At 62.1% G+C, this 18,803-nt stretch carries 15 protein-coding genes and 1 tRNA gene; 12 read left to right on the top strand and 4 right to left on the bottom strand.

The window, feature by feature from the left end; genetic code table 11:
- Positions 1–139: 139 nt before the first annotated feature.
- Both E8M77_RS19285 and E8M77_RS19280 read left to right on the top strand, forming a co-directional pair.
- Positions 140–3,601: a chromosome segregation SMC family protein gene (locus E8M77_RS19285; protein ID WP_137132255.1), complete on the top strand. Its 3,462-nt coding sequence runs from the start codon at positions 140–142 to the stop codon at positions 3,599–3,601.
- A 27-nt stretch (positions 3,602–3,628) separates the two neighbouring features.
- Positions 3,629–4,060 carry an Ivy family c-type lysozyme inhibitor gene (locus E8M77_RS19280; protein ID WP_137132254.1) on the top strand — a complete coding sequence of 144 codons (432 nt, stop codon included), beginning with the start codon at positions 3,629–3,631 and terminating at the stop codon, positions 4,058–4,060.
- A 363-nt stretch (positions 4,061–4,423) separates the two neighbouring features.
- On the opposite strand, the gene E8M77_RS19275 is transcribed toward E8M77_RS19280, so the two are convergent.
- Positions 4,424–5,422: a VOC family protein gene (locus tag E8M77_RS19275; RefSeq protein ID WP_137132253.1), complete on the bottom strand. Its 999-nt coding sequence runs from the start codon at positions 5,420–5,422 to the stop codon at positions 4,424–4,426.
- Positions 5,423–5,634: 212 nt separating this feature from the next.
- Here E8M77_RS19275 and ppdK point away from each other — a divergent pair, with 212 nt between their 5' ends.
- Both ppdK and E8M77_RS19265 read left to right on the top strand, forming a co-directional pair.
- Positions 5,635–8,310, top strand: a complete 2,676-nt coding sequence (gene ppdK / locus E8M77_RS19270; RefSeq protein ID WP_137132252.1) for a pyruvate, phosphate dikinase — start codon at positions 5,635–5,637, stop codon at positions 8,308–8,310.
- Positions 8,311–8,487: 177 nt separating this feature from the next.
- Positions 8,488–8,715 carry a BrnA antitoxin family protein gene (locus E8M77_RS19265; protein WP_137132251.1) on the top strand — a complete coding sequence of 76 codons (228 nt, stop codon included), beginning with the start codon at positions 8,488–8,490 and terminating at the stop codon, positions 8,713–8,715.
- 16 nt (positions 8,716–8,731) lie between these two features.
- On the opposite strand, the gene E8M77_RS19260 is transcribed toward E8M77_RS19265, so the two are convergent.
- Entirely contained in the window at positions 8,732–9,817 is a 1,086-nt protein-coding gene (locus E8M77_RS19260) for a glycosyltransferase family 4 protein (protein ID WP_170975939.1), read from the bottom strand.
- 220 nt (positions 9,818–10,037) lie between these two features.
- On the opposite strand from E8M77_RS19260, the gene E8M77_RS19255 reads away from it, so the two are divergent.
- Entirely contained in the window at positions 10,038–10,976 is a 939-nt protein-coding gene (locus tag E8M77_RS19255; RefSeq protein ID WP_137132249.1) for a DUF1499 domain-containing protein, read from the top strand.
- A gap of 6 nt (positions 10,977–10,982) precedes the next feature.
- Here E8M77_RS19255 and E8M77_RS19250 read toward each other — a convergent pair whose 3' ends face one another.
- Both E8M77_RS19250 and E8M77_RS19245 read right to left on the bottom strand, forming a co-directional pair.
- Entirely contained in the window at positions 10,983–11,894 is a 912-nt protein-coding gene (locus tag E8M77_RS19250) for an MBL fold metallo-hydrolase (RefSeq protein WP_137132248.1), read from the bottom strand.
- A 20-nt stretch (positions 11,895–11,914) separates the two neighbouring features.
- Entirely contained in the window at positions 11,915–12,211 is a 297-nt protein-coding gene (locus E8M77_RS19245) for a cupin domain-containing protein (RefSeq protein ID WP_137132247.1), read from the bottom strand.
- A 171-nt stretch (positions 12,212–12,382) separates the two neighbouring features.
- Between E8M77_RS19245 and E8M77_RS19240 the strand changes: the two genes are divergently transcribed.
- From E8M77_RS19240 to E8M77_RS19210, 7 genes are all read left to right on the top strand, one after another.
- Positions 12,383–12,457, top strand: a tRNA-Gln gene (locus E8M77_RS19240).
- Between the two features lie 541 nt (positions 12,458–12,998).
- Positions 12,999–14,258 carry an ABC transporter substrate-binding protein gene (locus E8M77_RS19235; RefSeq protein ID WP_137132246.1) on the top strand — a complete coding sequence of 420 codons (1,260 nt, stop codon included), beginning with the start codon at positions 12,999–13,001 and terminating at the stop codon, positions 14,256–14,258.
- A 56-nt stretch (positions 14,259–14,314) separates the two neighbouring features.
- On the top strand, positions 14,315–15,184 hold the full coding sequence (locus E8M77_RS19230; protein ID WP_137132245.1) for a sugar ABC transporter permease: 870 nt from the start codon (positions 14,315–14,317) through the stop codon (positions 15,182–15,184).
- Positions 15,174–15,983 carry a carbohydrate ABC transporter permease gene (locus E8M77_RS19225; protein ID WP_137132244.1) on the top strand — a complete coding sequence of 270 codons (810 nt, stop codon included), beginning with the start codon at positions 15,174–15,176 and terminating at the stop codon, positions 15,981–15,983. The genes E8M77_RS19230 and E8M77_RS19225 overlap by 11 nt, the downstream gene beginning before the upstream one ends.
- 35 nt (positions 15,984–16,018) lie before the next feature.
- A complete protein-coding gene (locus E8M77_RS19220; RefSeq protein WP_137132243.1) occupies positions 16,019–16,771 on the top strand; it encodes a glycerophosphodiester phosphodiesterase family protein in 753 nt (250 codons plus the stop codon).
- Entirely contained in the window at positions 16,768–17,829 is a 1,062-nt protein-coding gene (locus tag E8M77_RS19215) for an ABC transporter ATP-binding protein (protein WP_137132242.1), read from the top strand. The genes E8M77_RS19220 and E8M77_RS19215 overlap by 4 nt, the downstream gene beginning before the upstream one ends.
- Positions 17,829–18,710 carry a MurR/RpiR family transcriptional regulator gene (locus E8M77_RS19210; RefSeq protein WP_137132241.1) on the top strand — a complete coding sequence of 294 codons (882 nt, stop codon included), beginning with the start codon at positions 17,829–17,831 and terminating at the stop codon, positions 18,708–18,710. Before E8M77_RS19215 ends, E8M77_RS19210 begins: the two co-directional genes overlap by 1 nt.
- Positions 18,711–18,803 lie beyond the last annotated feature (93 nt).

Raw genomic sequence — 18,803 nt, 5'->3', positions numbered from 1 at the left:
AGACGTGGCACGTGGCGTCTTTCCAATCTCCCCCCTTGAGGGGGAGATGCCCGGCAGGGCAGAGGGGGGGAAGCTCCCGGCTGGCGCGCGCTGACTTTAAGATAGCCCGGCAGGCTGTTTCTGCGATTGGGTCGCCCCGATGAAGTTCAACAAGCTGCGCGTCGTCGGCTTCAAATCCTTCGTCGAACCCACCGAATTCATCATCGAGCCGGGCCTGACCGGCGTTGTCGGGCCCAACGGCTGCGGCAAGTCGAACCTTGTCGAAGCCCTGCGCTGGGTGATGGGAGAAAATTCCTATAAGAACATGCGCGCCTCGGGTATGGATGATGTGATCTTCTCCGGCTCGGGCAATCGTCCGGCACGCAATTCGGCGGAAGTGGCGCTGTTCCTCGACAATGCCGATCGCACGGCACCCGCCGGCTTCAACGATAGCGACGAAATCCAGGTGTCGCGCCGTATCGAGCGCGAACAGGGCTCGCTTTATCGCATCAATGGCAAGGAATCGCGTGCCAAGGATGTGCAGCTGCTGTTTGCCGATGCCTCGACGGGTGCCCGCTCGCCCTCCATGGTCGGTCAGGGCCGTATTGGCGAGCTGATCCAGGCCAAGCCCCAGGCTCGCCGTCAGCTACTGGAAGAGGCGGCCGGCATTTCCGGCCTGCATTCGCGCCGCCATGAGGCGGAGCTGAGGTTGCGGGCGGCCGAAACCAATCTGGAACGGCTGGAGGATGTCACCTCGCAGCTGGAAAGCCAGATCGAGAGCCTTAAGCGCCAGGCCCGCCAGGCCAACCGTTTCAAGATGCTGTCGGCCGATATCCGCCAGCGCGAGGCTATGCTCCTGCATATCCGCTGGGTGCTGGCGCGCGATGCGGAAAACGAGGCGACGCTGGCGCTGAACCAGGTGACATCGCTGGTGGCGGAAAAGGCGCAAAGCCAGATGGAGGCGGCCAAAGCGCAAGCCATTGCCAGCCTCAAGCTGCCGGAACTGCGCGAGGCGGAAGCCAGGGCCGGTGCCGCGTTGCAGCGGCTGCAGATTGCCAGCAGCCAGCTGGAGGAAGAGGCCGGCCGGTTGTTGCGCCGCCGCGATGACCTGACCCGAAGGTTGGCGCAGCTGGGCGAGGATATTCGCCGCGAAGAACAGCTGATGGCCGACAATGCCAATGTGATTGCCCGGCTGGACGAGGAAGAGGCAGAACTATCCGACATGCTGTCGCAATCGGGCGAAGAGGCGGAGGAGGTGCGCGAACGCTTCGAGGCCGCCGCATCGCAGCTTGCCGAAAGCGAGCGGCTGTTTTCTGCCATCACCGCCGAGCGCGCCGAGGCGGCTGCTGCCCGCGCCCAGCTGGACCGCGCCATTCGCGAGATTGGCGACCGTCGCTTGCGGCTTGACCGGCAGCTGGCGGAAAGCCGGGCCGAGGCCGAGGCGCTTGCCGAAAAGCTGGCCGATCTGCCGGACCCGGAAGAACGGCGCGAGGCGGTAGAAGCCTCGGAAATGGCGGTCGAGGATACAGCCATTGCCATTGAGGATATCGAGGCGCGGCTGGTTCAAGCCCGCGCCCGCGAAGTCGAGGCGCGTCGCCCGGTGGAGGCGGCACGCGCTGCATTGAACGGCTTGGAAACCGAAGCCCGCACCATTCGCCGCATGCTGGCCTCCGGTTCGGCCACCGGCAGTTTTTCGCCGGTCGCCGATCTCATTCGTGTCGATCGCGGCTTTGAAACGGCACTCGGTGCAGCGCTGGGTGATGATCTCGACAGTGCGCTTGATCCTGCCGCTCCCGCTTTTTGGGCCGGCAATGGCGATGGCGCGGGCGATCCGCCGCTTGGACCCGGCATCACGGCGCTTGCAGCCCATGTCACGGCGCCGCCAGAACTTGCCCGGCGCCTGAAACAGGTCGGCCTTGTGGAGGCATCCGATGCCCTCACTGCGATGGCGGGGCTGAAACCCGGCCAGCGGCTGGTGACGCGCGATGGCGCCGTCTATCGCTGGGATGGCCATGTCACCGGCTCGGAAGCCCCGAGTGCGGCGGCCTTGAGGCTTGCCCAGAAGAACCGCCTGTCGGAACTGGAAGCCGAGGTGGATGAGGCAGGGATCATTCTGTCGGAGGCCGAAAGCCTGTTTGCCGCAGCCGGCGAGGGGATACGGACGGAAGAATCAGCGCTTGCCGAGGCGCGCGAGCGGGCGCGTCTGATTGCCAAAAGCCTGGCCGAAGCACGCGAGGCGCTGGCTCTGGCCGAACGCGCTGCCGGCGACCTGATGCGCCGTCGCGCCGTCGTTGAAAGTGCAGCCGAGCAGATTTCCGGCCAGATCGAGGATCTGGTGGCGCAGGAGGAGGGGGCCCGCGCCGAACTGGAGGATGCGCCCGATATTGCCGATGTCGAGCGCCGGCTTGCCGGCCAACAATTGAGCCTTGCCACCGACCGTGCCGAGCTTGCCGAAGCCCGCGCCCGTTTTGAGGGCCTGTCGCGCGAGACAGAAGCCCGCCGCCGTCGCCTGTCAGCCCTTGCCCAGGAGCGCGCCACCTGGAAAAGCCGCGCCGATAGCGCCGGCGAGCATATCGCCACGCTGCGCGAGCGCGAGGAAGAGGCACGCGAGGAAGTGGCGGAGCTTGATCTGGCGCCGGAGGAATTCGACGACAAGCGCCGGGCGCTGCTGAACGAAGTGCAAAGGGCCGATGAGGCGCGCCGTGCTGCCGGCGATCTTCTGGCCGAGGCCGAGACCCGCCAGCGCGAGGCCGACCGGATGGCGGCAACGGCTCTGGCCGAATTGGCCGATATTCGCGAAAAGCGCGGCCGCGCCGAAGAACGCCTCGTTTCCTCTGCCGAGCGTCGCCATGATATGGAAAATGCTATCCGCCAGGCGCTGTCGGTGGAGCCGCACGAGGCCTTCCGCCTTGCCGGCATCCAGCCGGGTGCCACACTGCCCGAGACTTCCACTGTCGAGCGCGAGCTGGACCGGCTGAAGATCGAACGGGAACGGCTGGGGGCCGTCAATCTGCGCGCCGAGGAAGAGCAGAAGGAATTGTCCGACAAGCTTGCGGCTCTGATCAAGGAGCGCGACGATATTGTCGATGCAATCAAGAAGCTGCGCTCGGCCATCCAGAGCCTCAACCGCGAGGGCCGGGAGCGGTTGCTGGCCGCCTTCGATATCGTCAACGCGCAGTTCCAGCGCCTCTTCACCCATTTGTTCAATGGCGGCACGGCCGAACTGCAATTGATCGAAAGCGACGATCCGCTGGAAGCCGGGCTTGAGATCTTGGCCCGTCCGCCGGGCAAGAAGCCGCAGACCATGACGCTTTTGTCGGGCGGGGAGCAGGCGCTGACGGCCATGGCGCTGATCTTTGCCGTCTTCCTCACCAATCCCGCCCCCATTTGCGTGCTGGACGAGGTGGATGCGCCGCTGGATGACCACAATGTCGAGCGCTACTGCAATCTGATGGACGAGATGGCTGCCTCCACCGACACGCGTTTCGTCATCATCACCCATAACCCCATCACTATGGCGCGCATGAACCGGCTGTTCGGCGTCACCATGGCTGAACAGGGCGTCTCGCAGCTAGTGTCTGTCGATCTTCAGACCGCAGAATTGCTGCGCGACGCGGTCTGATCTTCTATCCGGTGTTGGAGCACGCCCGTGCAGATAAAATCCCTTATTGTGACGGTCGTGGCTCTGATGCTGTGCCTTGGTTTGGCATCGACCGTCACCGCCGAGGAGGCAAAGTCCGGTCGCTTCCTGCATGAGGTGATCGCCAGTTCTCCGGCGCATCAGACCAGTCTGCGCGACATGCTGCGCAGTGCCCGCTCGCTGCCGCCCTGGGCACGCAACATGGTGACGACGCCGCGTTATGTGTCCGGTGCTTCGCGGGCCGTAACGGTGGATGGCCAGCCGATGGAACTGTTCGGCGCCTGTGTGGCCAAGCAATGCGAGGAAAGCCGGCTTCGTGTTCTGTTTACGCCACAGGGCAAGACGGTGGCGCTTCGCATTGTCGATCTTAAGCTCGGTGTGGTTGTAGTCGGCCAGCCGTCAGAGGCGGCGCTCATCGAACTGGCAAGCCCCGGCCTCTGATTTTACGCGGCGAAACCATCGATCTTCAGCGATCGCAAGTCTTGGCAAAGAGATCGCGAAAACGATGATTGAAGTATTCAATCTTATTTCTTGGATGCAAAGTTTGATAGGGCATTGCGTTGCGTGATGGGTGTTATACTGTAACGCTACAATTTATCGCCTACGTTATATAACTGCTATCGAAGGCATCTATGTTGTGATAGTCAAAATCAATAGCGCGATTTTCCGACCAAACATCGGATTTTCGAACCCCCCGGCCGGGTTCCTGTACCTGCCGGAAAGCTTTGCGGGGCCGGAGCAGGCGGCCCCGCAAAGTCTCTTCTTTATCTGACCTTCAACTCATCTTCGGCGATATCGTTGCCCTCAAGCGACGACTAATCTTAGGGTTGTGCCCCATGGGTCGCGCACCGTGGCGCCATTTGGCGTTTCCTGTGCCGTGAAGCCGGCTTTCTCAAAGCCTGCGACCCTTTCCTTCAGCATGGTGCTGTTCTGCAGCTTCAGCGAGAACCAGTCGAGACCGGTGGTGGAGGGATCGCGCGGGCCCGCACCCTGGCTGTTCCAGCTGTTGATCGCCACATGATGGTGGTAGCGCCCGGATGATACGAAGGCGGCGTCCGGCCGGCTGCCACGGGTGGATTGCATGCCGGCACCGGTGCCGTAGAATTCAAAGCCCTTGGCGACATCGCCGACCTTCAGGTGAATATGGCCGATGCGCAATGCCGGCGGCACGGCGGCATAGGTATCGCGTTTGGTATCGGCGAGCGCCAGAATGCCATCGACATCCAGTTGGTGGGTGCCCATGGTCACCACATCGCCATTCCATGTCCAGCTGTCGCGCGGCCGGTCGGCATAGACCTCGATGCCATTGCCTTCCGGGTCGCTGAGATAGACGGCCTCACTGACGCTGTGATCGGCAAAGCCGCTGACCGGCACGCGCGCCATGGCGATATGCACCAGCCAGCGGGCGAGATCCTGCCGGCTGGGCATCAGATAGGCAATGTGGAACAGGCCGGCGGTTCCCATGTCCTCGATCGTGGCCTGCGGGCGGTGCTGCAGGGTGAGGAGGGCCACGCCACCGGCGCCCAGCACCATCTCGTCCTTGGTCCGGCTGATTTCCTCCAGCTTCAGCACATCCTTGTAATAGCCGGAAACCAGATCGAGATCGCGCACCCGAAGGCAGGCCGCCTCCACATGCATGGGCGTGGTGAGCGCAAAGGGCAGGGGGCCCACTGTCGGCGCTGGGGTGGAGCCTGAAGCGGTCTGCGTTTGCGCCATGCCTTCGGCGGCAAAGGCGCCGGCAAGGGCGGCGGATGTGCTGGCAACGCCGGCAAGGCGAAGAATGTGGCGGCGGGTGACGTGCATGTAAAACGATCCGGTCAGGCGAGTGTTGCAAAGACCTCCTGCTTAGCGCAACCCGGTCTGGCCGCACTTCACAAGCGCGTTTTTTCAGACAAAAGTCGCAATTTTGTTGCATTGCAGCATCATCCTGTATGCCCCCGGTTTCCAAGGGCTTTGCGATCCTGTAAATGCTTGGGAAAACAAGAAGCAGTGTATGCTCGGGTGGAGGAGAGTGGATGAAGAAGTGGGTCTATCGCTTTGGCGCAGGAGAAGCCGAAGGTAGTGCGGTTGATGTCGCACTTCTGGGCGGAAAGGGCGCCAATCTGGCCGAAATGGCGTCGCTTGGTCTTCCCGTGCCGCCGGGTCTGACCATTATTGCCGAGGCCTGCGGCTGGTATTTCGCCCATGGACGCAGTCTGCCGGAAGGTCTGACAGCGCAGGTGCTGGACGGTATTGTTCAGATGGAGCGCCTGACCGGTCGCGTTTTTGGCGGGCGGGAACAGCCGCTTCTCCTGTCGGTCCGCTCTGGCGCGCGCGCCTCCATGCCCGGCATGATGGATACGGTTCTCAATCTCGGCCTCAATGACGAGACGGTGCAGGCGCTGGGCCATGATGCCGGCGATGCGCGCTTTGCCTGGGATAGCTATCGCCGCTTCATCCAGATGTATGGCGATGTGGTTCTGGGTCTCGACCACGAGATCTTCGAGGAAATCCTCGAGGACGAGAAGGCCCGCCTCGGCCATGATTACGATACCGAACTTTCGGCTGTCGATTGGCAGCATATCGTCAGCCTTTACAAGCAGATGATCGAGGATGAACTGGGCGAGGCCTTCCCGCAGGATCCGCATGTGCAGCTGTGGCGCGCCATTGCGGCGGTGTTTTCCAGCTGGAGCAATATGCGGGCCGTCACCTATCGCACCCTGCACAATATTCCGCATGACTGGGGCACGGCCGTTAATGTCCAGGCCATGGTGTTTGGCAATCTCGGCTCCACCTCCGCCACCGGCGTTGCCTTCACGCGCAATCCCTCCACCGGCGACAAGAGCCTCTATGGCGAATTTCTCATCAATGCCCAGGGCGAGGATGTGGTGGCGGGCATTCGCACGCCGCAATCCCTGACGGAAGAGGGGCGCATAGCATCCGGCACAGAAAAGCCGTCGATGGAAAAGTTGATGCCGGAGGCCTTTGCCGAATTCAACGCCATTTGCGACCGGCTGGAAGCCCATTATGGCGATATGCAGGATGTGGAATTCACCGTGGAGCGCGGCACGCTGTGGATGCTGCAGACGCGCGCCGGCAAGCGCACCACGCGGGCGGCCATGAAGATTGCCGTCGATATGGTCGATGAGGGGCTGATCTCGGAAGAAGAGGCGATCTGCCGCATCGATCCGCCCTCGCTCGATCAGCTTTTGCACCCGACCATCGATCCGCGTGTCGAGCGTGTGGTGATCGGCTCCGGACTGCCGGCCTCGCCGGGGGCGGCGTCCGGCGAAATCGTGTTTACCTCGGAAGCGGCGGTGGAAGCAGAAGCCGAAGGCCGCAAGGTCGTTCTGGTGCGCATCGAAACGAGCCCGGAAGATATTCACGGCATGCATGTGGCCGAAGCGATCCTGACGACACGCGGCGGCATGACCAGCCATGCGGCGGTCGTGGCACGCGGCATGGGCATTCCATGCGTCGTCGGTGCCGGTGGCTTGCGCGTCGATCTGCGCAACGAGCTGCTGATCGGCCCCGGCTTCACCCTGAAGCGCGGCGATATCGTCACCGTCGATGGCTCCTCCGGCCATCTGATGCGCGGCGAAGTGCCGATGATCCAGCCGGCGCTGTCGGGTGATTTTGCCCGGCTGATGGCCTGGGCCGACAAGACCCGCCGCATGGCCGTGCGCACCAATGCCGATACGCCGACGGATGCGCGCGCCGCCCGCTCCTTTGGCGCCGAAGGCATCGGCCTTTGCCGCACTGAGCATATGTTCTTCGAAGGCGGCCGCATCCATGTGATGCGCGAGATGATTCTGGCCGAAGACGAGGCCGGCCGACGCGCCGCTCTCGATAAGCTTTTACCCATGCAGCGCTCGGATTTCACCGAGCTTTTCACCATCATGTCCGGCCTGCCGGTGACCATCCGCCTGCTTGATCCGCCGCTGCACGAGTTTTTGCCCAAGAGTGCTGAGGAGATCGAGGAAGTGGCAGCCGCCATGGACATGGAGCCAGCGCTTCTGGCGCGCCGCGTCGAGGCGCTGCATGAGTTCAACCCGATGCTCGGCCATCGCGGCTGCCGTCTGGCCATTTCCTATCCGGAAATCGTCGAAATGCAGGCGCGCGCGATTTTCGAAGCCTCGGCGGCCGCCGCCAAGCTCACCGGCGCCCCGGTCGAGCTGGAAATCATGGTGCCGCTCGTTGGCCTTCGCTCCGAACTCGATTATGTCAAAGCCTGTATCGACAAGGTGGAAGCCGATGTCTCCAAGGAGACCGGCATGGCGATCGGCTATCTCGCCGGCACGATGATCGAGCTGCCGCGCGCCGCACTTCGCGCCCATGTGATTGCCGAAACCGCCGAATTCTTCTCCTTCGGCACCAATGACCTGACGCAGACCACGTTCGGCATCTCGCGTGACGATGCGGCAAGCTTCATCCCCACCTACCAGCGCAAGGGCATCATCGTGCATGATCCCTTCATCTCGCTGGATTTCGATGGCGTGGGCGAACTGATCCGGCTGGCTGCCGAGCGTGGCCGCAAGACAAGGCCGGATCTGAAGCTGGGCATCTGCGGCGAACATGGCGGCGATCCGGCCTCGATCCGCTTCTGCGAGGATGTCGGGCTCGACTATGTCTCCTGCTCGCCGTTTCGCGTACCGATCGCCCGCCTTGCGGCCGCCCAGGCCGCCATCGAGGAGCGCGCCAAGACAAGGTGATGGAAATGCAGCTCTGCCCTTAAATATATATTTTATATATGCTTTTCTGGTGACCTGATGACCACCTGCCAGCCGGCAGCGTTTCTCTGGCGACTTGCTAAGATGGGTCTGAAGGGGCAAGCACCTGTCGTGCAGTTCGAATGAGACGAAGATAAGCGTCAGTCGGTGAACCGGCAGATGAAAGCTGATGCTACGTTGTTTCACGAACCGAGTGCGCCGGTTGGCGCTGCGGATGGTGAGGACCTCCCGCGGGAATTCTGCGACAAGGCTGTGATCGAGGACCCAAAGCGTAGCCTTGCCGTTTTGTTGAAGCTGGATATCGCGGCGTTTTTCAAGAGCCAGGGCAAAGGACATCTGACGCGGATGCAGGATGTCTTTCGCGCCTATGTGCGTGCGCATCGCTGAAATGCTCTGGCAGCCTTCAGCCACCTCCCACCACCCAGGTCCCCACGCTTTCGAATGTCTCCTCCCAGCTGGGTAGCGTCTGACCGAAATCCCAGGCCGCATGCGAGAGCGCATAAAGGTCCTGCGTCCGGGCAAGAAGCGGTCGGATCAGCGCGGCCATGGCCGGCGCATCCTCGGCCGGTGCCTGGATGATGCCGCCCGATGCCCAGCTGGATACCGCGCCAGACGCGGTGGTGATGACCGGCACGCCATGGCGGAATGCTTCTGCCACCGCCATGCCATAGCCTTCGTAGAAGGAGGCGGCCACATAAAGATCGGTCGCCTGCCACAGCGCTTCCAGCGCCGTCTCGCTCACATCGCCGAGGAAGGCCAGCCGGTGCGAAAGGCCAAGCGCGTCGGCGCTGGCGGCAAGGGCTGCGGCATGCTCCGGGTAGCGCTGCGGGTCGCCCACGATGCTCCAGCGCCAGTCGTCATCGCAAAGGGCGGCGGCCACGTCGAGAATATAGTCGTAGCGCTTGCGCGGAATGATGGCGCCGACGGAGAGAATGGAAATCGGCAGGCCGCGCGCACCGACCGAAGCGCGTTCCACCCTGTCATTGCCGGGCACCGCCACATGGATGCGATCCTCCGCCACACCGTAATGCGCGGCGATATAGCGCGCGGTGTCCTGCGAGGTCACCAGAATGCGGCTGGAGCGCTGCATTGCCGCCTGCTCGCGGGCGCGCAGTTTCCTTGCCTGATCATCGTCCGCCTGGCCGTGTTCCATCACCAGGGAATGGTGGAAGATGCTGACGACCGACACATCCGTCTGCGCAAAAACCTCAAGCAAATCGCAAAGATAGATATGATCCGTGAGGATGACCGCGCCTGTGCCAAGTCTTGCAACTTCCCCGGCAAGCTGTACCCTTTCGCTACGCGAAACGCTTGGAAAGCCGGTCTTGAGCATTAGCGGATGCACTTCTATGCCTTGGCGCATCAGGGCCTGGTTCAGTGCGCTGTTATAGACATAGCCACCGGTGCGCCGCGCATAATCGGCGCTGGCGAGCCAATACACTTTGGCGCAAGGGGTGGAGGCAATGGGCTTGGCATGGGTAAAGGGCACGGTCTTTCCTGGTCCCTGGTGGCACTTTTGTTGTTGCACTCTTTTACGCCGATACGTCACGTCAGGATCACCGACACGATCACCGACAGGAGCACAGGCGGCGTATCCGCCCACAGGGTGACGCAACGCTGCACATGACATAGAAGATGCTTTGGAGTGGCAAAAGCGCGAAAGCGCCATGTCATCCCCATCCTGTCGAAGACTTGCCGAAAGACCTGCCATGACCGTGCGTTTCGTCAGACCCGTCTCCGGTGCCGCCACGGCCGCCAGAAGCCTTGGCCTCGGCGCCCTGATGCTCCTGGCAATCGCGCTTCTGGCGCATCGCTTCGGGCCGCTGGTCACGCCGCATTTTATAGCCCTTGTTCTCCTCTCGGGCCTGATTGCCCTTGCCGCCGTGCCGCTTGCGCTCCGCGGCTTGCAGCAATTATGGCGCCATGGCGCGCGCGGCGGCATTGCCAGCGTCAAGGCGCTGGCCTATGCGGCGCTGCCGCTTGCGCTGCTTGCCTTCGGGCTTTTCCGCTTTGAGGCCTATCCGCGCCTCTTCGACGTGACGACAGACCTTGCCGATCCGCCCGCCTGGGCCACGCAGCCGAATGCCAAGCAGTTCTGGCTGCCACGACCAGGCTTCGTTGCCCCGGCAGACCGCGAGGTGCAGATGGAGGCCTATCCGGGCCTCACCGGCCGGCGCTATGAGGGCGCGCCTGACCGCATCTATGAGGCGGTGATGAAGGTGGCGGCCGCCAATCGCATGACGCTGCAGCGCCAGGACCGCCTGGGGCTCGGTATTGCCGAACCCGCGCCCGTGGAACTTCAGCCGCGCCGCGCACCATCGCCGCCCGCCACACGCTCTTCGCCGCCGGTGCCGGATGTCGTGCCCGTGCCGCTGCCCAGGCCGACACTGGCGCAGGACCGCGCCGCAAGCCTGTCTGCCCTTCAGCAGGCCTCCGGCGAGATCCTTCTACAGGGCTCAAGCCGCACGCTGATTCTGGGCCTGCCCTTCGATATTGCCCTTCGCCTGCGCGAAGAAGCGGAAACCACCTTTGTCGATATGCGGGTGGCGATCCGCTATGGGCCGCATGATCTGGGCTTTGGCGCCGATATGGCCGAAACCTTTCTGCGGGCGCTGGATGCCGAACTTCTGGGCCTGGCGGCCGAATAACCGCCCTTACTCAGCCCAATAACGACCAATGAGCGAAGGCGCGCCCTCCGTCCAGACCTGGCCGCGTTCGACCAGATCCTCCAGATGCGCCAGAACCGAAAGGCCTGCGGCACCATGCAGACGCGGATCGGTGGAGGCATAGATCACCTTCACCATGTCGGCAATCCGCTCATCGCCGGCCTTCACCCGCTCCAGCACGGCGCGTTCGCGCATGCGCCGATGCGTGCGAAGTCCGCGCAGGAAGGCCGGCGGATCAACAACAGGGCCGCCATGGCCGGGAAAGTAGATCCGGTCATGGCGCAAAAGCAGTTTTTCCACCGAGGCCAGGAAATCGCGCATGGAACCATCCGGCGGCGCGACGATCGTGGTGGCCCAGGCCATCACATGATCGGCGGAAAACAGAATGCCCGTGCCTTCCAGTGCAAAGGCTGCGTGATTGGCCGTATGGCCGGGCGTGTGCACGGCCGAAAGCGCCCAGCCATCGCCGGTAATGGTCTCACCATCGGCAAGCGTGATGTCGGGCATGAAATCCGTGTCGGAGCTTTCGGCAAACGGGTTGATCTCACCCTCATGCAGCCGGCGCGCGGCGCGGTGCGGCCCCTCGGCCACCGTCTGGGCGCCGGTCTCGGCCTTCAGCCGGGCGGAAAGCGGCGAGTGGTCGCGATGCGTATGGCTGACGAAGATATGGCTCACGCTTCGGCCCTGCAGCGCCCGCATCAGCGCGGAAAAATGCGCCTCATCCAGAGGTCCGGGATCGATCACCGCAACGCTGTCGCCACCACCGACAATATAGGAATTGGTGCCGGTAAAGGTAAACGGCGAGGGATTGTTGCAGGTCACGCGCCAGACACCGTCCGCAAGCGGTACCGCCTCGCCATAGGCGGGCTGGAAGGCCGTGTCGAAATCTGCTGCTTGCATGGCGGCCCGTCTCTTGCCCGTCACTTGTACTCGATCTCGATGAAGGACATGGGAGCCGTTCCGGCATTCACCACATTATGCTCGGCGCCGGCATCGCGCCGGTAGGCGGCACCCTTGGCAATCTCCACCCGCCGCTCGCCGTCCTTTTCCTCGATCAGGAAGGAACAATCGGTCATCGGCACCACGACATAGCCCAGCCCATGCGTGTGCACGCCGGTATCGGCGCCGGGCTCGAAATCCCAGCGGATGATGCGCACCACGGCATCATCGACCAGCGTTGTGGGAATGGCGGGTGGACGGGCGCGGTACTGGCTCATGCTGTCTCCGAAGACTGATCTCATCCAAAGACCTAGCACGCAGATTGCCGGCGCGCACAGAAAACTGTCATGATGCGAAACTTAAGGATTGTGAGGCGCACGGAGCTTTGCTAAACGCTTGCGCACCCGTGAACGGCCCGCTGCTTTGCCAGCGTTGACCACAGGTTCTGGTGGGGCGTCGCCAAGCGGTAAGGCACCGGTTTTTGGTACCGGCATTCCCAGGTTCGAATCCTGGCGCCCCAGCCATGCTTCTATTTTCTATGTAATTCAGTGGCTTGACGGGATCACGCATACCGCTACCGGAACAGTTTTACGGCCCAGATTTCCGGAACAAGTTGGGTGCATACCAAAGTCTGGCGCAAGACATCGCCACCGAGGGGCATGATTGATCGCCCTGTGTCACCCGATTGGTATTGTGGCCCTCTTGCGTCATTGCGGTAATTGGCTTCTCGCCATGTCAAAAATGCGTCAGTGCGAAGCGGCTGCATCCAAATGCGATGTCCGCGCCTATATGGGTCCGCTCTGCGATGGTGAGCACGGCGCTGGGCAGGAGCAGGTCTTCGGGTTCCCCTATGATGACGAGGCGGCCGACGATGCCCCCCATCGGAAAGGATTTTTCCTGTCGCGACGAGCCGCGCTTCACCTTTCGCCGTGATCTCCTGTCTGCTTCATTCCAGCCATCATCCTAGCCCCTTTCGTCATCAAGTCTTCATGCGGGCTTCACGAGAATGTCGTGTGCACCCGTTATGTCGCTCTCATTGCAATTTCACTTGCAGAGGAGAGAGACATGACACGCAAATTGCACAGCACGATTGCAGCCAGCGTTTTTGCCCTGTTCGCCACGATCGGTTCTGCCGAAGCCGCAACCACGGTCAAATTCTGGCACACGTTCAGCAAGACCAATGGCGAGGCTCTGAACAAGATCATCGCAAACTTTGAAGCCGCCCATCCCGACATCCACGTCGAGCCGGAATTTGTCGGCAATTACAATGATCTGGTTGCCAAGCTGCAGGCCGCCATTCCCGCCCGTCGCGCACCGGATGCCGTGATCCTGGAAATCACCCGCTATGGTCTGTTTGCCAACAACAATGTGCTGACCGATCTGACGCCCTATGTCGATGCGGATCCGCTGAAGGGCGACCTTTACGACTTTGCCCGTGAGATCGGTGTGATCAACGGCAAGAATTATGTCATGCCGTTCAACTCCTCGACGCCGGTTCTCTACGTCAACAAGGACATCTTCGCCCGCGCCGGCCTGTCGGTCGATACCCCACTGAAGACCTATGACGACATCCTCAAGGCCGCAAAGACGATCCAGGAAAAGCTCGGCGCAGAGGGCATTTCCGGAATGGGCGCTCCCGGCCAGTTCGCCCGCTGGGGCCTGGTCATGGCCAATGACAGCGAGCTGATTAACCCCAAGACCAACGAGATCCTGCTCGACAAGCCGAACACCATCGAAGCCTATCAATGGATGGGCTCGCTGGTCAGCCAGCACAAGGTTGCCTCTCCCGATGGCGTGACCGACGAGGACATAGGCAATGCCGCCTTCATGGCCGGCAAGGTCGGTCTCGACATGGATTCGACCGGCAGCTACGGCGGCCGCAAGAAGGCGCTGGGTGACAATCTCGTCGTGCGGCCCATGCCCTGCAACAAGGTCTGCTCGGTTCCGATCGGCGGCGCCGGCATCGGCATCATGGCGTCTTCGCCGAAGGACGTGCAGGATGCGGCCTACAAATTCGTGAGCTACGCCGCCTCGCCGGAGACCAATGCAGCCTGGTTTGCCGCCACCGGCTATCTGCCGATCAACAAGAAGAGCGCTGCTCTTCCGGTTGCCGTCAAGGCGCTGGAAAGCCAGCCGGGCATCGATGTTGCGATCAATTCGCTGCCTTATGCCCATGGCCGTGCCCGCGCCACCTTCGTCACCTGGATGCGCACCAATGAATACAAGGTGTGGCAGTCGATTGCGCTTGGCCAGCGCAAGGCCGATGAGGCGCTGAAGGACTTTGCCGAACAGACGCGCAAGGAAAGCCAGCGCGCCGGAAACTGATTTTTCAACCTTCAGGGGTGCCGGTCGGGCAAACATCCGACCGGCGCAGATAAACAATGCTCCGCAAGCTGACGCCCTATCTCTTCGTTGCGCCGCTGATGATCTTCATCGCGGTGTTTACCTATATTCCGATCCTGACGAGCCTGAACCTCAGCGTGCGCCAGTGGAATTTTCTAACCCCCGACATGCCCTTCGTGGGGCTTCGCAATTATGAAGAGCTGTTCGCCTCGGCCGAATTCTGGAATTCGCTGTGGGTGACCACCGTTTTTGCCGTGCTTTCGGTGCCGTTGAGGCTTGGGGCAGCACTTGCCATCGCCAACTGGCTGGTGCGCGAAACGCTGGCCTCCCGGCTGCTGCGCGGCGCGTTGTTCCTGCCATCAGTGACATCGACTGTCTCGATCGCGGTGGTGTTTTCCTGGGTCTTTTCCACCGATTACGGCATGATGAATGCGGTTCTTGGCTGGCTGGGCCTCGGGCGGCCACAATGGCTGCAGGATCCGCATCTGGCGCTCTGGGTGCTGATCGTCGTCAACACCTGGAAGCAGATCGGCTATGACATCGTCATCTATATTGCCGGCCTGCAGGCGATCCCGCAGGAGCTTTACGATGCCGCAGCCGTCGATGGCGGCAGGCGCCTCCACGTCTTTCGCCGTGTGACCATGCCGCTGGTGATGCCCACCACCTATTTTCTGCTGGTCATCTCGGTGATTGAGGCCTTCCAGGTCTTCACCATCGTCAATGTGATGACAAAGGGCGGGCCGGCCGGCGCCACCGACATGCTGGTCAACCTGCTCTACGAGATCGGCTTCGTGCTGTTCGATATTGGCCGCGGCTCGGCACTCGCCGTCATTCTCTTCATCCTTCTGGTGGCACTTGCCATCCTCAAATCGCGCATCATCGGCCGCAAGGTGCATTATGAAGCCTGAAAATCCCATTGTCGCGATGCTGTCGCTGGCCGCCGGCCTGCTGTTCATGTGGCCGGTGCTTTATTCGGTCTGGATGTCGCTCCAGACGGCGGATGCCTTCTATGCCGGCAAACTGGCCTTCACGCTGGACAATTACGAACGGGCCATTACCCAGTTCAATTTCGCCCGTTACCTCCTCAACAGCCTGATCGTCTCCGGCCTTGTCACCGTTCTCGGCATCACGGTGGCAACGCTTGCCGCCTTCGCTTTTGCCCGTTTCACCTTTCGCGGCGGCGACCTGCTGTTCGGCGCAACCGTCGCCACACTGATGATCCCGAGCCATATCAGCCTCATCCCGAATTATCTGACGCTCGCCAAGGTCGGGCTGCTCGATACCTATGCGGGGCTGATCCTGCCGGCCATTTCCAACGGTTTTGCCGCCTTTTTCCTGCGCCAATATATTCGCGGCATCCCGAAGGCACTGGACGAGGCGGCCTATATGGATGGAGCCTCGCCGCTCACTGTGCTGTGGCGCATCATCGTGCCGCTCTCCAAGCCGGCGATTGCCTCCATGGCGCTCTACATCTTCATCACCGAGTGGAACAACTACATCTGGCCGCTGGTGGCCGTCGGCCGGCAGGATCTCTACACGCTGCAGATCGGTCTGGCACGGCTCTACAAGATCAATCCGGGGGAGGGGCTCGTCGACTGGCCGCTGGTCATGGCCGCCTCCACCATCACCATCCTGCCGGTGCTTGCCGGTTTTCTGCTCGTGGAGCGCCATCTCGTGCGCGGCATCACCATGGGCGCGGTGAAATGAACCTCTCAAAAGACGAAACGGGGAAGACCAGACTGATGACACGCATCGCATCCCATCGCGGCGGCACGCTCGAATATGGCGACAGCACGCCGCGCGGTTTTGCCGCCACGGCTGCCATGGCACTGGAGGAGGTGGAATTCGACGTTCACCCGACAGCCGATGGCGCGATCGTCGTCCACCACGATCCGACACTGGAAGGAACGACCGACCGCTGCGGCGCGATTGCGGGCCTCACGCTTGCCGAGGTGAAATCCGCCACCATCCATTACAGCGCCGGCGGCCATCCGCTGACGCTTGAGGAACTTTGCGCGCTCTATGCCTCATCCAGCGTCGATTTTCGCTGCGAGATCAAGCCCGGCGCCGATGGCCTGGCCTATCCGGGTTTCGTGCCGAAGGTGATCGACCTGCTTGCGCGCCACGACATGCTGGCGCGCACCACCTTTTCCTCCTTCCTTCTGTCCTCGCTGGACGACCTGATGGCTGCCACCGACCGGCCGCGGCTATGGCTGGTCAGCCCGCCGGTGCTGAAACAGGTTGGCGTTCATGGTGTGATCGAGCTCTGCAAGGCGCATGGCGTGCCGGAGATCGGCGTGCATATCGATACCGCCGACGCAGCCCTTGCCAAGGTTATCCGCGCCGCTGGGCTCGATTTCGGCTGCTGGGCAGCGCATGCGCCGGCGCAGATCGACAAGGCGCTCACGCTTAGCGTCAAGGTGTTCACCACCGACCGGCCGACGCTGGCGATTGGCCTGCGCACCGCCTTTCGCGAGAAGGAGACCGAAGCATGAGCGGCATTTCCCTTCGCAACATCCGCAAGGCCTATCCGGGCGGACCGACCGTGCTGCATGATGTGTCCATGGAGTTCCATCCGGGCGAATTCATTGTCATCGTTGGCCCTTCCGGCTGCGGCAAGTCCACGCTGCTACGCCTGATCGCCGGGCTGGAACGCCCCGATGCCGGTGAAATCGAGATTGCAGGCATTCGCGCCAATGATCTGGCACCGCAGGACCGCGACATTGCGATGATCTTCCAGAACTATGCGCTCTATCCGCATATGAGCGTGCGCGAAAACATCGCCTTCGGGCTGGAACTGCGCGGCATGCCGAAGGCAGAGCGCAACCGCCGGGCGCAGGAGGTGGCGCGCATGCTGCAACTGGAACCCTATCTGGAACGCAAGCCAGGGGCGCTTTCGGGCGGCCAGCGCCAGCGCGTCGCCATGGGGCGCGCCATGGCGCGCAACACCTCCACCTTCCTGATGGACGAACCGCTGTCCAACCTCGACAATGCGCTGCGCATTGCCATGCGCACCGAGATCAAGGAATTGCACCGCCAGCTTGGCGCGACCATCGTTTATGTCACGCATGACCAGACGGAGGCCCTGTCGCTGGCCGACCGGGTGGCGGTGATGAAGGATGGCCATTTGCAGCAATTCGACCGGCCGGATGTGATCTATGACCGGCCCGCCAATCGCTTCGTGGCGAGCTTTCTCGGTGTGCCGCCAATCAATTTTGTTGCGGCTGAAAAGCTTCCGGGCTGGCAGGGCATGCAGGGGCTGACGGCCGGACTTCGTCCCGATATCCTCAAGCTCCATGCGCAAAGGCCGGCGCGTCCGTCACTTGAAGCGCGCCTTGTCTTGTCGGAGATGACAGGATCGGATCTGCTTCTGCATTGCGATAGCGCCGCCGGACGCTTGACGGTCACCGCACCGCGCCGCGAGGTGACGGAACAGGCGCGCCAGCTGTGGATCTCCTACGATCTTGACCGGGCGCTGTTCTTTGATAACGACAGTGGCGAGCGGGTTGATCTCGCACGCGATTTGCGCAGCATCAGCATAGTGGAAGAGTGATGGACAGGCAGGAAGCGTTTCCCCAGGCGTTTGCCGATCTCATCAGCCGCCATTCGACCCGTCTGACCGATGCCGATACGCGTCTATTGGATGTGCTGGTCCAGGACCCGATCCGGGCTGCCATGGAGAACGGTAAGGACGTCTCCTTTCGCGCCGGCGTCCATCCCGCCTCGGCCGTCCGGCTTGCCAGACGTTTGGGTTTCAAGGGCTATCCGGAGTTTCGCAGTTTCCTACAGGCCAACTTATTGCAGGGAGATGGCGACTATGAAAGCTCTGCCGCCCGCATGGCAGCCCGTCTAGTGAGAGCCGAGGAGGGCGGCTTGCTCGCCTCGGTTCTGGATAGTGAAATCGCCGCGCTCAACACTGTGCGAAATACCGTATCCGATGCCGATATCCGCTCCTTTTCCGAACATCTGCGTGACAGTCGCCGGATTTTCGTCTTTGGACGCGGCCATTCTTCGGCTCTGTCTGCGCTGATTACGCTTCGATTGGTGCGATCCGGCTATCACGCGGTCAACATCGCCGCACAGATCGACCAGATGCCGGAACTCCTCTGGTCACTGTCCAAAGGCGATGTGCTCTGGCTTTTGTCCTTCCGCCGGGTTGCCCCGCTTGTGCATGAAGTTCGCCGGATTGCCGCCGAACGGGGCGCCGTGACCCTGGCATTGACGGATCTGCATGCCGCCCGCATCGATCCGGCGCCTGACTGTCACATCTCGGTCTCGCGGGGAGAACCCGGTCAATCGCAGTCGCTCGTTGTGCCGATGACCATCGCAAACGCGGTGATCCTGGATCTTGCCGCCATCGATGACGGTCGCTCGATCAGGGCGCTCAGTGAATTGCGATCGTTCCGGGCCGAGACACGGCTGAAGCTCGACTGAAACCAAGGTCTTGCCGGGATAGGAACCGGCTTCAGCTTAGGTGCGAAATCTGCCCTTCTGCAATCGCCTGGTGGTTCGGATAGTCCCTTGCCA

Source organism: Rhizobium sp. FY34, assembly GCF_005222845.1.
Lineage (GTDB): Bacteria > Pseudomonadota > Alphaproteobacteria > Rhizobiales > Rhizobiaceae > Neorhizobium.
This window is presented reverse-complemented; position numbering and strand designations above follow the sequence as displayed.

What these genes read in the sequence shown, in the direction of transcription:
- E8M77_RS19285 (WP_137132255.1), top strand. Translation starts at nt 140, where the DNA reads ATGAAGTTCAACAAGCTGCGCGTCGTCGGCTTCAAATCCTTCGTCGAA.
- E8M77_RS19275 (WP_137132253.1), bottom strand. Translation starts at nt 5,422, where the DNA reads ATGCACGTCACCCGCCGCCACATTCTTCGCCTTGCCGGCGTTGCCAGC.
- ppdK (WP_137132252.1), top strand. Translation starts at nt 5,635, where the DNA reads ATGAAGAAGTGGGTCTATCGCTTTGGCGCAGGAGAAGCCGAAGGTAGT.
- E8M77_RS19265 (WP_137132251.1), top strand. Translation starts at nt 8,488, where the DNA reads ATGAAAGCTGATGCTACGTTGTTTCACGAACCGAGTGCGCCGGTTGGC.
- E8M77_RS19255 (WP_137132249.1), top strand. Translation starts at nt 10,038, where the DNA reads ATGACCGTGCGTTTCGTCAGACCCGTCTCCGGTGCCGCCACGGCCGCC.
- E8M77_RS19250 (WP_137132248.1), bottom strand. Translation starts at nt 11,894, where the DNA reads ATGCAAGCAGCAGATTTCGACACGGCCTTCCAGCCCGCCTATGGCGAG.
- E8M77_RS19245 (WP_137132247.1), bottom strand. Translation starts at nt 12,211, where the DNA reads ATGAGCCAGTACCGCGCCCGTCCACCCGCCATTCCCACAACGCTGGTC.
- E8M77_RS19235 (WP_137132246.1), top strand. Translation starts at nt 12,999, where the DNA reads ATGACACGCAAATTGCACAGCACGATTGCAGCCAGCGTTTTTGCCCTG.
- E8M77_RS19230 (WP_137132245.1), top strand. Translation starts at nt 14,315, where the DNA reads ATGCTCCGCAAGCTGACGCCCTATCTCTTCGTTGCGCCGCTGATGATC.
- E8M77_RS19225 (WP_137132244.1), top strand. Translation starts at nt 15,174, where the DNA reads ATGAAGCCTGAAAATCCCATTGTCGCGATGCTGTCGCTGGCCGCCGGC.
- E8M77_RS19220 (WP_137132243.1), top strand. Translation starts at nt 16,019, where the DNA reads ATGACACGCATCGCATCCCATCGCGGCGGCACGCTCGAATATGGCGAC.
- E8M77_RS19215 (WP_137132242.1), top strand. Translation starts at nt 16,768, where the DNA reads ATGAGCGGCATTTCCCTTCGCAACATCCGCAAGGCCTATCCGGGCGGA.
- E8M77_RS19210 (WP_137132241.1), top strand. Translation starts at nt 17,829, where the DNA reads ATGGACAGGCAGGAAGCGTTTCCCCAGGCGTTTGCCGATCTCATCAGC.